General features: G+C 42.1%; 7 protein-coding genes. 1 reads left to right on the top strand and 6 read right to left on the bottom strand.

Annotated features, from left to right (window positions below; genetic code table 11):
* Nucleotides 1–7: 7 nt before the first annotated feature.
* Both AC58QO_RS30690 and AC58QO_RS30685 read right to left on the bottom strand, forming a co-directional pair.
* Complete coding sequence (locus AC58QO_RS30690) at nt 8–1,237, bottom strand: restriction endonuclease subunit S (RefSeq protein WP_497272307.1); 1,230 nt, start codon at nt 1,235–1,237, stop codon at nt 8–10.
* On the bottom strand, nt 1,234–2,781 hold the full coding sequence (locus AC58QO_RS30685; RefSeq protein WP_497272306.1) for a type I restriction-modification system subunit M: 1,548 nt from the start codon (nt 2,779–2,781) through the stop codon (nt 1,234–1,236). The genes AC58QO_RS30690 and AC58QO_RS30685 overlap by 4 nt, the downstream gene beginning before the upstream one ends.
* 1,910 nt (nt 2,782–4,691) lie before the next feature.
* Between AC58QO_RS30685 and AC58QO_RS30680 the strand changes: the two genes are divergently transcribed.
* Nucleotides 4,692–5,024, top strand: coding sequence for a hypothetical protein (locus tag AC58QO_RS30680; protein ID WP_497272305.1), 333 nt, complete (start codon nt 4,692–4,694; stop codon nt 5,022–5,024).
* 1,726 nt (nt 5,025–6,750) lie between these two features.
* On the opposite strand, the gene AC58QO_RS30675 is transcribed toward AC58QO_RS30680, so the two are convergent.
* The 4 genes from AC58QO_RS30675 to AC58QO_RS30660 form a co-directional block, all read right to left on the bottom strand.
* On the bottom strand, nt 6,751–10,050 hold the full coding sequence (locus AC58QO_RS30675) for a UvrD-helicase domain-containing protein (protein WP_497272303.1): 3,300 nt from the start codon (nt 10,048–10,050) through the stop codon (nt 6,751–6,753).
* Nucleotides 10,043–12,949, bottom strand: a complete 2,907-nt coding sequence (locus tag AC58QO_RS30670; RefSeq protein ID WP_497272302.1) for a PD-(D/E)XK nuclease family protein — start codon at nt 12,947–12,949, stop codon at nt 10,043–10,045. The genes AC58QO_RS30675 and AC58QO_RS30670 overlap by 8 nt, the downstream gene beginning before the upstream one ends.
* A gap of 16 nt (nt 12,950–12,965) precedes the next feature.
* The gene (locus tag AC58QO_RS30665) at nt 12,966–13,931 is read right to left on the bottom strand and encodes a helix-turn-helix transcriptional regulator (RefSeq protein ID WP_497272300.1); all 966 of its coding nucleotides are present in this window, start codon (nt 13,929–13,931) and stop codon (nt 12,966–12,968) included.
* An 80-nt stretch (nt 13,932–14,011) separates the two neighbouring features.
* Nucleotides 14,012–15,256 carry a vWA domain-containing protein gene (locus AC58QO_RS30660; protein ID WP_497272298.1) on the bottom strand — a complete coding sequence of 415 codons (1,245 nt, stop codon included), beginning with the start codon at nt 15,254–15,256 and terminating at the stop codon, nt 14,012–14,014.
* Nucleotides 15,257–15,429 lie beyond the last annotated feature (173 nt).

Below are 15,429 nucleotides of genomic sequence, written 5' to 3'. Positions count from 1 at the left end.
CCTCTTTTTAAAAGCTAAGAAGCAAATTACGGTAATATTCGTATTGTTTTTGACGCAACTCTATTTCACGAGGCAACCTCTCAGTAATTGATGATGTCAAGGCATCGAATTTGTCTAAAATAGCTGCAATACGCTCTTGTTCTGTAAGAGGTGGGAGGGGGATTTCTAACGATTTTATAATGTCTGAATTTAGATTACTAACTGAACCGCTGTTAATCTTACTATCCCAATAGGTTTGAACTAAATCTGAAGAAAGAAAATGATATAAAAAATCGGAGTTCAGTTTATCACCAAAATCACTAATTGATGCCCAACCATCGTGAATAGCCCCATCAATGTTTAGAATGTAAGGTCGTCCAAAGCTCATAGAGTTGGACATTATAAAATCACCTTTTTTCAAAATTCTTGATTTCTCAGCACCTTCTGGTGTGATTCTTTGTTTTGTCTGACTCACATATTTTGAATTTGGTAGAGTATCACCTATCCTAATCCAAGGAACACCATTTTCTTCATCAGTAATAAACTTTGCTATAGGTCGAGGTGAAGCACCTCTTTGAATTTTAGCAACATCCCCCAAAGTCTTCCACTCAACTTCACCCTCTTCAAAAGTCAACAACTTATCACGGTAATATGTATATTGCTTATTACGAGCTGTAAGCTCTGCTGTAATCTCTGATTTAAGCTCTGATTTAAGCTCTGTGAATGCGTCCAATATACGGACGATTTCTTCTTGTACTTTAAGGGGGGGGATGGGGATTATTATTTTTGACATATCAGTAGCTGAAACATCAATAACCTTTGTCCCTTTTGCATATTTTCTTTTCTGATTTGCAAACATTTCTGTTTGTGTAAAATAGGCAAAGTACTTGCCTGAAATCTGATTTGATGGTTTAAAAATCGTTGCGTGCCCTCCAGTAACAGCTTGCACTTTACCAAGATAAACAACGGATTTTCCAACATCTTCTAAATTTTCACTCGTATTTGTTATAACAACATCACCAGTATCAACTTTTTTTAATTTTTTAGCTGTCTCATACGAAACGAAAGATTTTGTTTCTGTCGTAAATGTGCCGTAATAAGTGTAAATCTGGCCGTAATGAATTGCCGGGATTCCAGATTCTATAAAATCCGTTTTAAGTAAACCATTACCACGAACTAATTCACCAACCTCACCCAAGGCCTTCCACTCAACCTCAACCCCCTCAAGGAGTTTCTCCATATTATTCTGCTTAATCATGATTCAATCACCTCAATAATGTCATCAATTTCGGCACGAAGTTGGTCTATCTTTGCTACAGTCGTTTTTATTTTTGCATTCAGCTCATTTATATCAATGACTTCCCTTGTGTCTTTTGCTTCCACATAGGAGCTCACAGATAGGTTGTAATCATTTTGAACGATTGCATCAGATTCAATAGATTTTGCAACATAGTCAACATCTTCTTTGCTGTCAAACATTTTCATAATATGCTCAATGTGTTCATCTGTAAGTATGTTATTATTGGTTGCTTTTTTATAGAAATCTACTCCACTTGCATCAATAAATTGAGTTTTATTATCGGTTTTATGCTTAGAAAGAACCAAGATATTAACCGCTATTGAAGTCCCGTAAAAAAGGTTAGGTGCTAATGAAATAACCGTTTCAACAAAGTTATTATCAATCAGATACTTTCTAATTTTTTGCTCTGCACCACCACGGTAAAAAATACCAGGGAAACAAACGATAGCAGCACGACCTTTACTTGAAAGGTAACTAAGCGTATGAAGTACAAAGGCAAAATCGGCTTTAGATTTCGGGGCTAATACGCCTGCAGGAGCAAATCTTTCATCATTAATAAGCGTTGGGTCATCACTACCAATCCAATTTACGGAATAAGGTGGATTAGATACAATGGCATCAAAAGGCCTTTCGTCACCAAAGTGAGGATCTAAAAGCGTATTCCCTAAAGCAATATTAAACTTATCGTAGTTTATATTGTGTAAAAACATATTCATACGAGCAAGGTTATAAGTTGTATGGTTAATCTCCTGTCCATAAAAACCATCTTCAATAATATGAGTATCAAACTGTTTTTTTGCTTGTAATAAAAGTGAACCAGAACCAGCTGCAGGGTCATAAATCTTATTAATGGTTGTTTGCTTGTGTATTGCTAATTGAGCAATAAGCTTAGATACACACTGCGGTGTAAAAAATTCTCCTCCAGATTTACCCGCATTGGCAGCATAATTTGAGATTAAAAACTCATAGGCATCACCAAAAAGGTCAATGTGACTATCTTCAAAATCACCAAAATTAAGCCCATCAACGCCTTTAATGACAGCAGCTAAACGACTGTTTTTGTCCTTTACAGTATTTCCTAGTCTATTGCTTGTGGTGTCGAAATCAGCGAATAATCCTTTAATATCTAGTTCAGATGGATAACCATTTGCTGAACTTTCAATAGCAGAAAATATAGCAGCTAAATCTGTATTCAAGCTTTCATTTGTGTTGGCGGTATTCGCAATATTAGCAAACAACTGACTCGGATATATGAAATATCCTTTTGTTTTAATGGCATCCTCTTTGATTTCTTTCGTTATAATATCATCAGGAAGTTCTGCATACTTGACACTTTCGTCTCCAGCTTCAATATAGCTAGAAAAGTTCTCGCTAATGAAACGATAAAAAAGCGTACCTAAAACATATTGTTTAAAATCCCATCCATCTACTGAACCACGGACATCATTGGCTATTTTCCAGATTTGAGATTGTAATTCGGCACGTTGCACTGTACTTGACATTTGTATTCCTCCAATTTTTCTTCTTATACATTGATTATAGAAGCACTTCTAAATAGGTTTGAGGTTTTCCTTCCACCTTTAGTTTCTTGCCATATTCACACAGTAATGCAATCTTCCTGTCTATTCTTATAACGTAGCGTTTAAAGGCATCTGTGATGATCTGTATATCTGTTTTATTATGCTTTCGCAAGATATCGCATAATGTCCTTTATCTGTTATAGGTCCTCACAGTATTACCAGCGGGCGGTTTTATATCTACAACTCCAAGATCATACAGCTCGATAATGACACACTTGCACACTTCTTGTTTTCGCCTTTCACTGTAACATGCAGAGCGTGATGAATTTTTTTAATTGGTCACTGTAAACTTAATATAATGTTTGCCTACAACCTATCTTCTACATTTATCCCCAAGCCGCTAGGCTTTATAACCCCTTACCTACTCCATTTATTCTACCTAAGTATTGAGACCAATTACTATCTTTACACCGACATAAAACTTTATGCAAAATCACTCCGTAATACCAGGCTAATAGTCCAATAGACTTATTCCACGTTTTCGCCGGAAACCCCTTTATTCGACAGTGATTTACCACATTATACACCATGCCACCGTCAAATTACTGTCAGCGAGTATGTGTTCGCATGAAAAAACCTCCGCCGCGTGATGGGTGGAGGTAAAATCAACTAACCATTAGCAATAAGACTGATACATTTTCTTAATAACTTCATCATGATTTTTGATTAAATCAGTAAATATCCAAGTGCTATATTGCTTGTAAAGTCAAATTGAATAGTAGATGTATCATACACCGAAAAATGCTATTGCAAAAATTTCACAGAATGTGGCTGCGGCAAGACAAGCAAGAAGATGGTTCCTGTACCTCCAACGTGCTCGAATCGATTTCTTAGAGTAAAACTCAGACGCAAGTAAAATAAAGGCCGTGTTAAAGATGCTGATCCAAAATACGCTCAAATTAGCTATCACCTCTTACTACGACTCTTAGGATACTTTTTATTATGTTAAATATTGCTTTAAGTTAGCCTCCTCTTATTAAATGATAAGGTATTAACTAATTTATCTGCAATTTTGAATTCTTAAGAAAATCGAAGAGAACAGGAGAAAGTATATAAAAATCCCCCAGAGAGCAACTATTCAAATTTGGACTTTTTTGGCAGTTGCATTTTAGTCATTCTAATTAATCATTGTAAGGTGCTGGATTCCGGTTAGGTTGTTTGAGAGTTGGTTGAGAAATTGAAGATTAACAACTAATAATACTGGACAGGGGTTCGATACGATCTTAGTCCAAACATCTTATCTTTGCGAAAGTACCGTCAGTTGCGTCTTGGTGACGCTCTTCGACGGTACTTTTTGTTTAAAAGAGTTGCGAATCTAAGAATCTAATTAACCAATATTAATTTATTTTCGATAATTTAAGATATTTGAAGGAAACAGGAGATTTCAGGAGTTGTTCCCATGGAGAGCATTTGAACGAAAAATCGCCTTTTTTGGCGTTTTACAACTGAATTGCAATCATGACATAATCAACACATGTTCTAAAGATAATCCTTTAAAACTCACGTTAAGCCAGTCTGCCACATATGAGGTAGAGCGTTTGACAAGTTGATGGGACATGTAAGGATGGCACTACAACTTAAAGCCAAGGACTAAAAGTTCATTTACAGATTGGATATGAACAAGGGTACCCTCTCTCAGAGGACCCGTACCAAACTGTTGGATGCTGTGGAACGCCATTTGAAACGTTAGTCATACATACGCTACTCCAAAACAATGCAGGCACCCAGTTTCAATTAGGTAATAAGGCAAGAGCGAAGGACAAGATTAGTCCTCAAACATTGCATACAATCGTAGCCAAAAACAAATTCAGAACTAAAAGGAGAACACTAAAATGAATAAGACTTATGGACAAAAAGGTATCGTTGTAGCAATTCCGAAAGAAATTGACATAATTGAGATTTACGTCGGTATAGAGCTTACAATGGTAGGCGAGCTGGCCGACATGTGGGTAGTAGAACGTGAAGATGGCTCTCAAACGTACCTGCCGAAGGATTGCTTCAATGCACTTGAAGATATCGATGTCAATGATGCGATCAATGATACTTTGGATAAGTTAGACTTCACTATCTCAGTAGCTACCGCTCAGAGCAAAGATCAAATCGTCACGTTTCTAGAGAGCATTAAGGAACAACTGAATGATCTAACTATGGAGGAATTGAAATGAATGCAGCAACTATTGGGGGAACGGTTAGGGTAACCACACCCCCTAACCCTTTCTTCGTCAAAAACGAGGAACTTTATGTGAAAGATGTCCAGACAACAAGAAAGGCACTGACATCCTGCTGTCCAATCTTAATTGTGAGATTATCAACCGTGAGTGGAAGGAATGTCGCTGCCCTAACTGCAATGCTCTGGTCTTCGAGTACGATAAGAAATCCTATGTCCCCCACTCTGTACGTATAAAATGCCGTATGTGTAAAGAAATAATCGTCACACAAGGAGGAAGAGACTTGAGATACACAGAAAACAAGTCACTGCTCTAATTACTCAAATGAAGAGCAAGGTAGAGACAGGCGAGTACCACGTTTACAGAAGTAGCTATCACTCTGATTGCTATGTCTTGGGCGGGGAAATTAACAGAGCAACAAGGTCAAGAGATACTCAAAGCTGTATATGATGGTAATGAGTTTGAAGCTCTAGCAGTTCTGGCCCGCGCCCGCCAATTGATCACACCAGACTAGATTGACGACATCTCTAAAGATTCTGGGCAGTAAATCAATTAACGCTGTTTTCGTATCTTTCTAATACCATTTTGCTAATCAAGCTGCCTCCCCAAACAATCTCAGCATGACACGGCGGCGAATTGTTGATTTGCCAAGCCACGGCTCACCTCCATATAGAGAACCCGCTCACTGAGCGGGTTCTCCCTGTTTGTGAACAGTTTTGTAGACCGTTTGTAGACAACAGATTATAGGGAAGATTTGAAGGTAATCATCTGCAATATCAACAGCTGAACCAATCAGTTGTTCCCTACCCCCAGCATTAACTTTTTTTAGTTTTCGATCTTTTTATGGATACTCTTTTGTCTCCATTCATTTTTTCAACTAGTAAACTGGGTGAAATTGAAATAATTCAATACCTACCTCTTGTGGAAAAGTGATCTATAGGAGCGGGTATTTATATTCGATAACTGCATAGTATCTCTATTATATGAAGTTCTGGTTCTTAACGACGTGTGAGTACAGGGATCTAACTACAATTCGGTGAGAGTCTTCTCAGTACGAAGTATACGGCACAGTAACCACAAGCACTATTGATTCTAAGCCCGTTTCGTCTTCATTTCCATGGTCTAAAATGAAGTGCACCCCAATCATGAGGGGATTTCAAATTATCCAGCCCTTTCGCATAATAAAACATGGACGGTTCAGTTTATGTTAAATATCTCTACTCTTTGTTTTTTCAGCTATTAACTACATTTTCCATCCCTGTGATCGGATAGGTACGTACTATCTCCACAATCCTTCAATGTATTTGCGCAACTTCTTTATGAGAAACTCTTCTGAATCTTGATATTCCATGCACTTAGCTCCTTACTGAACACTTTATTATTATCTGTTTAGGTTCCCCAAAATGGATGCCAACCGCCAAATAGAACCGATGATAAAGCTCTCTTCTTCAATCGCCGCGGTGCATTGCACATATTTGAGTAGTTGAGGCCGTTACATGCTCCAACATGCCTAGAATGAGATCCATGATACTTCGTTTGTCCAGCAAGCAAACATAAGTATGGCAAAATGATGAGGGTACACGCTGGATTCGACTTGAATTATTAAAACCTCCCATTATTCCCTAATACGTCTAGCTGGTGACTATCAAATATTGCTTCATGGAACAATCTCCAAGAAATACTTTTATGAGAGATTAATTAGACTTTAAACCATTCTATTAACTTATCCCAACACAACATAGCTTTCATTCCTAACAAAATAAAGTCCCGATTCCTTCACCGTACACCCAAAAGTCCGCTCCCACTCCCGAGCATAGGTCATCACCTGCGGTCGATAGAAACGAACAAACGCCTCTTCATTCCCCGCTTCAAAATGGTCCGTCTTGAAGTCAACAATCACCCATCCGTCCTCTTCTTCAAACAAAAAGTCGATGACACCTTCAACATAGACAGTACGCACAATGTCTGAAAGCATCCCTTCTTCAATAGAAACAGCAACTTCCGGGTCAGATACAGCATCATCATCGATCTCTTCTGAACTCTTCTTAATTAAAAGCCTGACTTCATGCAGACGTGTTTTCGCTCGAAGCGCTCGTTGCCAGAGCTCACTGTTCGTGAAAGCAACCACAGCAAGAACTGCTTCTGCTATGAAGTTTTCGCACACCTTGAGCTGACCTGCCAGCATTCCCATATAGGCCGCAAGCTGTTCGCCTTCCATGCCTTTGCCAGCAGCTTCAATCCCCATATGCACGAGGCTCCCATAAGCCATCCCACGCCCTTCAGATGACCATTTAGGTACTTCCCCCGAACTCTTAGTCAGACCTGTTACAGATGCACGTGAGTAGGAAGGCTGCCCAAGTCGTACCACATTCGCAGCTCGGTTCGCCATGAATCCCGCTACTTCTAGCTGCCCTCTATACTCGGAACGCCTTTCCGCCTCAAAGGCAGGAACTTCAAGCTCCGGAACCCCATCCATGCCTAGCAGGAGCGGGCTCCACGGGCATTTAGCTGGCTGCTCAGGATACTGGCTGATAACCAGCATTTGCTTCGCACGAGTGGCTGCCACGTACAGGAGTCGATCCCTCTCAGCGTTCATAAACTCTCGCTCTCTGAGGTTCATCGCATCCCAGCCCACGGGTTGAGCCAAGATTTCTTTGACGAAATCATACTTTTGCTGCGAGATTGTAAAATAGCCAACGGCCGGATCTACGGTCCGGTCAACATATTCTGTTGCATCGTGATCCGATTCGCCACAAGGGCATGCGAGGAATATCACAGGCGCTTCCAGACCTTTGGCCTTATGAAGATTCATAATACGAACAGACTGATTCCGCCCCGCATACAAGCTTGAGGTTTCGACACCTCTACCCTGGCACCACTCCGCGAGTGTCTCTGCTAAAGCACCCCATCCCGCGGCGCTGTTGATTTCATCTTGTAACTGCTGCAAAAGCTTAATTAGCGTTCCCGCGCGTGTCGATCCCGCTTCTTTCTGTGAGGCATGAACGAGCAGCCCCATATCCTCCATAATACGAGTTAACGCAGTTACAGCAGGAAGCTTACGAGTCCACGCATAGTAGGTGCGTAGTTTCTCCAGCACAACGTATACTGACATCGCTTCCCGCAATTCTACGCCTTCATCGGGTATAGCCAGATAGTGGAAGGGATGCCCCTCCTTTTTATAATCATAAAGCTCCTGATCACTGATGCCGAACAACTCGCCTCGCAGCACGGATAGCAGTGCAATTTTATTCGAAGGATCTGCTAAACAGGCAGACAACTGTGCCAAACTAAACATTTCCGGATAGATGGCCGCGCTGCCAGCCGTATCTGCCGGAATTCCACAGCTATCCAGTGCTTCCGCATACAGACTGATAAACTCTCTCGTTTTCAGCAAAATAAGAAAATCACTCGGTACAGCTCTCCGCACCTTATATTCGCCATTCGAATCTCGCTCTTGAATATTCAGCCCGTTCTTACCACAAGCCCAAGCTATATAGGAAGATACTCTTCCAGCATCTTCGTTTGCAACAGCTGCTTTGCCTCCCGCAATTTTCGGATACGTCAAAGTATGGATGCCATGTGTAGCCTTTTTCTTAGCGCCAGGATTAGGAGACTGCGTCTGCATTTTCACGAAGGCAGCCTGTTCCTCGCTCGCTTCCTTCGGAAATTTAGACTCAAACTGATAGTTCACATAGTCGCCAATCGCCTGCACAGATCGGAAGTTTGCATGAAGTTGCAACACATCTCCAGACTCTGCGATTCGGCGCTTCACTTCGTTATAGATAGAAATATCCGCACGCCGGAAACGATAAATGGATTGTTTGGGATCCCCCACGATAAATAAGGAGCCCGGACGCGGTTGCAGCTTGCGCCAATCCTTTTCACCTTCGCGCTCTCCTGTACCGGTCAAAAGGAACATCATCTCCGCTTGGATCGGATCAGTATCTTGGAATTCGTCCACGAGCAACCGCTGAAATCTGCTAGAAAAATAGTCGCGTACCCCAATGGATTCCCGTAGCATAGCTGTCGCCTTTTCGAGTAAATCCTGAAAGCTGACAACCCCCGACTCTGTTCTTCTCTGCTGCGCATAGGCAACGGCTGGCATGACAAAACGAATGAATTTCGGATACAGATATTCACGCCAAGATCTCAGGAATGGAAGTAATACGGTTATCTGCCAGTCTTGGAATCGATCTCGTATTTCTTTTGCCATTGCCTTTTCCGTCCAGCGATTTTGCGTGACCTCCAGCTTCTTATCGAATTCCATTGCCATTGAGAGTACATGAAAGTCGTTATCCCAGCTCCAATTGCGCTCCTTTTGCTTAATTAAGCGTAGGACTTTTTGTAGAATATCCCAACCTCTTTCCGGCTCATAAGTCGGCATATAGGGCCATGCCTCTGCCATCAACCGTGGCAAAGACAAGCGAATCAAATCGAAATCGGGACGCGCCACTTCAGGCGCTTCGATCTGCACATCACTGAACAGTGACACACGGTCATACACAGCTTTTAGTGTATTCACGTTAATGCCATACCGCTGAAGCTCCTCTAACTCGTTTACTCGACCCAACTCTACAAGCTGTAGTAGATAATCGTCCCAACAACGGCTTTGGAATTCTTCCCCCGCTTGCTCATCTAACTCCCTAAAAGCCGGGTCTAACCCTGCTTCTACAGGACGCTCACGAAGCAGCATGCCACAGAAAGAATGTATGGTTCCTATGAAATTCTGATCGAGCCCTTCCATCGCAGCCGTAAAACGCTGTTTTTCCCCATCATCTTCCGCGCTGCTCAGTGACTTTTCTAAAGCTAGGCGAAAACGTTCACGAAGCTCATCTGCCGCTTTATTCGTAAAAGTGATCGCGGCAATCCGTTCAACAGATGCGCTCCCTGTCCGAATCAGTGACACCATTCGTCCTACGAGACTCGTCGTTTTTCCAGAACCCGCTCCCGCTTCAACTAATAAATTAGTCTCAAGATCATCAACGATACGTTTTCTAGCTTCCCAATCGCTAGTTCTAGTCAATGGCTTCCACCTCCAAAAGCTCTTTCAGCCTCACGGCATTGTCCGGATGTTTCTTCTTATCTGCCATAACGGAAGCATGATTCACACAAACTGTCGCATAATCACAATATCGGCAGCGCTTCGCTTCCTCTGTCGGTATGTACACGCCTTGTTCCATGGAGGTCAACAAATTTCTTACAAGTCCAGTCAGTACCTCACGCTTATTTTGCAAACGCACTACTTCCCGACCAACACCTCTCGCTGTTGGAAAATAGTACGCTGACTCCGTAACCTGAGCTTCCTTATCTCTTCCCGTATCCTTCAACCACTGCTCCGCGGCTAGCGCATACAACGCATGTTGAAGCTGCGTTCCGCCTGCCAAATACGCATTGTCGCGATATTTACCTGGGCTCCCCGTCTTATAGTCTATGATCCGGTAGGAATGTGGCCCGATTTGATCTATCCGGTCAATAAATCCTTTGATTGTCAGAAAGGAACCATCAGTCAGCTTTAACTGCATGGGTTCTCCATCAATTGTAAGCTCTTGCTCGAAATAGAGAGGGCGTGTCGTCTTTGTTAGTTCTTCGTTATAGAACCATTCCACATCTAGACGGATCTCATCAGACTCTTTTTGGAGGATAAGCTGACTTGGCGCGGGAATCAACCGCTTGTAATTCGCCAATTGTTCTTCTGTTATGGACTGCATAATACTTCTGTCATGAATGGCTGGTAGTGAACCGCTCGCCGTAATTCGATTCAGATACTCATAAAAAATACGATGTAATAAGTTCCCGCGATCCATGGGTTCTAACCAACGCGTTCGGTCAAAGGAAGCTTCATCTTTTGACCATATCCCAAGAACATAACTGAAATAGAATTTCATTGGGCATTCGGCATACCGTTCCAACTGACTTGCACTAAATGCACGTTGCCCCATTTCAGAGGCCAACGTGTCTGATTGAATGAAGCCATCATGCGAAGAGATCGTGTTCGAAACGCGATTCAACACAGCTTGACTACCTCTGCTCATATGAGGATACTCAGCATTCAACATGTCTCTTCCGTTACGCATCCGATTAGACCCATCCCTCAACGCTGCAGTCCACAAATCCGAACTATCTACATGCAGGAAGTTCTCCTCATTGGGTGCCTTATGGGATAAATAACTGACTGGCATGCCGAGTGCTTCTCCCATAACACTGTAATCTGCATCCGACATTTTATGCTTGTTTCGGAAGATTTGCAGAAGCTCAAATGCAGGACTCGCTTGCTTTCCTTCCGCTATCTGATAAGAGGAGTAGCTCAAAGTTACATTCCCTGTTATGCTCCCAAGCCTTTTATGTTGATCAATTTTTGAATGTCTGCCATTTACTGATGCCAGTGTAAGATGAGTGCTGATCATTTGCCTTTCTTCATCTAAAAGAACTGGATCCTGACGTGAACTAACTGACCAGTTATGTTCATCCATACCGACCATATACGTGAATGGTCTTCCAGTTAAGCCACCACTTGAAGCTGATGATACGTGAATGGCACCGGGAGATGGTGTTGCATTTGCTTTCACACGAATACCTGATAGGAGTTGTGCAACATATTGTAATGCTACTTCTTTCTTCATCAGAAATGGCGATATCGCATCCACTGAAGTGAGAGAGGCTACCAATTCATCCATTTCCTTTACAATAACCGCATCATCTTCGTTCTGAATCGTACCGTATTTCGTGACGATCTGTTGTAACCATCTCATTATAAAAGCTGGACTCCATGTGTTTTCACTTGGCCACTTCGCAAAAATCCCTTGAAATATCTTACTGAGATTGACTAGTAGAGCCTTCTCTTCAGCAGTTCCACCCTCTTCAATAGACTCGAGTAACTCTAAATACCGCTCTTTACCCCACCCAATATGAAGTTTCTCTAATGTACGTATCCACTCCGACGATCGAATACTGTCATCCACATTCCGAAGCGTTAATCCTCCATCACGTAACAAAGCAATGAAATCCGTAATCGGAAAGTCATTTTCGATCCAATGAACCAGCTTCAGTAATGTACGGCCCATTCGAGCGTATTGAAGTGGCAATCCACCTCCATACGTACAACTTACATCCAACTCAGAGCTCAGCGTATGAATCGCACTCGCATATGCTTCATAGTTCGATGCAATGACTTCAACCTGATCAAGCGAATTCGCATTGGATAGTACTCTTCTCATTACTTCGCGAACCTCAGCTAATGTACCCGTAGCATGAAATAACTGGGCTTTATCTGCAGGGAAATCAGATTCGGGTGCTGTGAAAGGTAAACCATATTTCGGCTTCACTAAGCTTTCTCCAGCTATCGTCTGAAGGATTGTCTGCTGTACTTTGGTAAGCAAGCTATTCTCAGGCATGATAAAGATCGTGCCATCCTTTTCAGCATCTACTAGCTGGGCTATTAGCATTTGATCTACGAAATGGTGCGCCTGTAACATCTTCTCGTATCGTAGAAGGACTTCTCTCAAATACGTACCTTTACGGTCATCAATGAAATGAGATAGCTCTAAGTCTTTGGCATGGACAAATGCTTGCCGTAAATCTTCTATAGAACGATGAAAACAGGAAACCATGCCAGGCGTGATCATCGCCTCCGTTAGATAGGGATCCTCTCCCTTGGTCAGTTCCATCATGATCTGCTGAATGATCCAGAACGACTGCTGGGGGCGAATAACCGTTTTCTTTTGCTGAAAAATCTTAAGTGCAGCCTGCTTTAGCGCTAGGCTTTCTATTGTTTGTACCTCAACATTCAAAACGTGACCGTAGGCACGACATACTTGATGCAGCCACATCTGTCCATCAGCGAACCGTGGCGCAATAAGTACCTTTTTGGTTAAAGGAAATGCCCGAAAGCTCTCATGTAAGTTACGAATAAAAGCTGATACCATTCTATTTCACTCCTTTTTACTCGTATAGGGTTCTCCATTGATCAAGCTTCTGCTTCATGATATCCCGATACACTTTGGGTTCCAGAATCTCCGCATCCGGTCCATATTGACTTAACCAATTCAAAAATTCACGTTCATGATTCACCGTCACTTCAAAAAGTAGACTTCCATCCTTCTGAGGCGTCAATTTCGGCTTCACAAAGAGCTCTTCTTCCTTTACATAACGAGCGATATTGGGATGAAATTTTACTTTAAAACGAATATGGTCTGCACCGCGTTCAATGGACCATGTATTCTTCATATAGGATTTCAAATTAAAATCGCCTTTATCGAATGTATCACTTAGCATCTTCACATCCCGAAACCGACTGATTCGGAAAGTTCGAATATCCCCTGCAGAATGACAATAACCAATTAAGTAAAACCGATGGTCTCGAGGTACTAAATAATAAGGATCTATATCTCTCTGAGACTCCTCATTGCGGCTTTGCGTGTAATACACAGTTCTTATCGTTTGCTGAGATAACCTGGCTTGAATTATATCGTAAAGGAACGAAGCACTTCCGTCTTCCTCGCGATAGGCGGGTGTACCCATTTGGATGACATCCGTCACATGCTGCAAAATATCGGCTCGCTTCGATTTCTCTTTCTTATGAACACCCATGACCTTTTCCAAGGCAGAGTCAAAACCTTCCGGTAGTAATGACTTCATTTGTTCCAGTACAGAAGGTAACATCGAGAATGACAACGCTTCCTGCTCCGTCCAATCTAGCGGATACATGGAGAAATTACTAATAAACGCATAGCCTTTCCCATGCCCGTGATTCGAGATAGGGATATTCATTGCGTGTAGTGCCAAAATATCACGATATATGGTCCTTTCGGTTGTTTCGCATCGATCCGCTAGCTCTCTCGCCAATATACCCGGTTTCGATTGTATCAAATTAATCATTCGCATTAGCCGTATTAATCGTTCTTTCACGAAAACTTCTCTCCCCTATAGTGCTTTTGATTCAAACTACTAGATATAGTAAATTCGACCTATGGTTAGGAGAGTCCTGCCTATTTCTTTCTTTTCATTTGCCTGTATTTCTGTTCGTGAAGTGTCTTTCTTGTCTTGCTTGAAAAAGTGAAATTTTCTAACTGGCTGTATAACAATTGTGCTTCCTCACGTAACTCAGCATCCTCTGATTTAACAGCTGCCACCAACATTTCATCAGCTTTCTGCTGAAGAAGCATTTTCCCCATTTCCTCATCACCTTGGTCGAAAGCGATTATCGCATGCTCTATTACCATAGCCGATTCCGTGATTTTAACCTGTTTTTCAACGTGGGGGTTCGATGAATGCATGATCAAATTGAGATCATTCGTAAAATTGGCTTCGATTTTGTATTGGATCGTACACAGCTTTGCTGCTTCAGTCACATCGACATAGTCCCATTGGACATTAAAAACTTCGTGATTCCCAAAGGTATGAGGGAGAAACGAGACTTCAAGCAAGATTGACTTTACCTCTTGGTCGAAAATATCTCCCATGGACAGCTTCAGTCCGTTATTGTCTTCTTCAGCTTTATAACCATAGATCCGGGTAATGCGTGTTGTTTCTGAAGGTGACAACGTTAGCTGTACATTTTGGGCAACAACGGATAAAAGACCATCCAATTCTTTGGAGAAAATACCAGGGATGTCTTCCGGCTTCTCAATAAAATAGAAGTTACCGCCGCCATGGTCCGCAATTCCTTCCATTAGTTCCTCGTCGAACCCGTCCCCAACGCCCATTGTTGTTACACCGATACCTAAACTATGAAATTCCTTTGCAATAGACTGAAGTTTCGCTCGATCTGTGATTCCTTCATTCGCATGTCCGTCGGATAATAATAGAACTCTGTTGACACTACCATCTACTTTTCCCTGCACCACATACTGAATCCCCTGCAGCATTCCCCCACTGAGGTTGGTACTGCCGCCATCTTGTATATTCTCTATCTTTTGTTTCATGATATCTTTGTGCATTGTATTCTGAGGAGCAAACACCGTAGCTACCGCATTATCAAATGCAACCATACTCAGTTGATCCCCTGGGCCCATTTGATCCGTTACGAACTGGCAAGCCTTCTTACTATATGCAAGCGGCGCCCCAGACATAGATCCGCTGCGATCCATCACTAGCGATATATTCATTGGTGCTCTGTCAGCGCGAGTTCCGGCATTTCCTTTTAACTCGAGAAGCAAGAATGCTTTTTCTGTCCCTCCCATTGGCCAATATTCCTTATTCCATGCATGGGTCGTTTGGATAGGTGAACTCATGTGCAACATCCTCTCTCATTTGATCTCTTGATAAGAATGTAGCATAGGCTTTGGTCAACATGATGTCAGAGAATGTTCGTTCGCATAAAAAAGACGCTGACCCAAAAGGGTCACACGTCTCATTTAACATTAGTACCGCTTTTCTTTTTCTCGAACTTACGATTGCGTTGGCC

The sequence above is a fragment of the Paenibacillus sp. J31R30 genome (genome assembly GCF_059692115.1).
This window is presented reverse-complemented; position numbering and strand designations above follow the sequence as displayed.

What these genes read in the sequence shown, in the direction of transcription:
- AC58QO_RS30690 (WP_497272307.1), bottom strand. Translation starts at nt 1,237, where the DNA reads ATGATTAAGCAGAATAATATGGAGAAACTCCTTGAGGGGGTTGAGGTT.
- AC58QO_RS30670 (WP_497272302.1), bottom strand. Translation starts at nt 12,949, where the DNA reads ATGGTATCAGCTTTTATTCGTAACTTACATGAGAGCTTTCGGGCATTT.
- AC58QO_RS30660 (WP_497272298.1), bottom strand. Translation starts at nt 15,256, where the DNA reads ATGAGTTCACCTATCCAAACGACCCATGCATGGAATAAGGAATATTGG.
- AC58QO_RS30685 (WP_497272306.1), bottom strand. Translation starts at nt 2,781, where the DNA reads ATGTCAAGTACAGTGCAACGTGCCGAATTACAATCTCAAATCTGGAAA.
- AC58QO_RS30680 (WP_497272305.1), top strand. Translation starts at nt 4,692, where the DNA reads ATGAATAAGACTTATGGACAAAAAGGTATCGTTGTAGCAATTCCGAAA.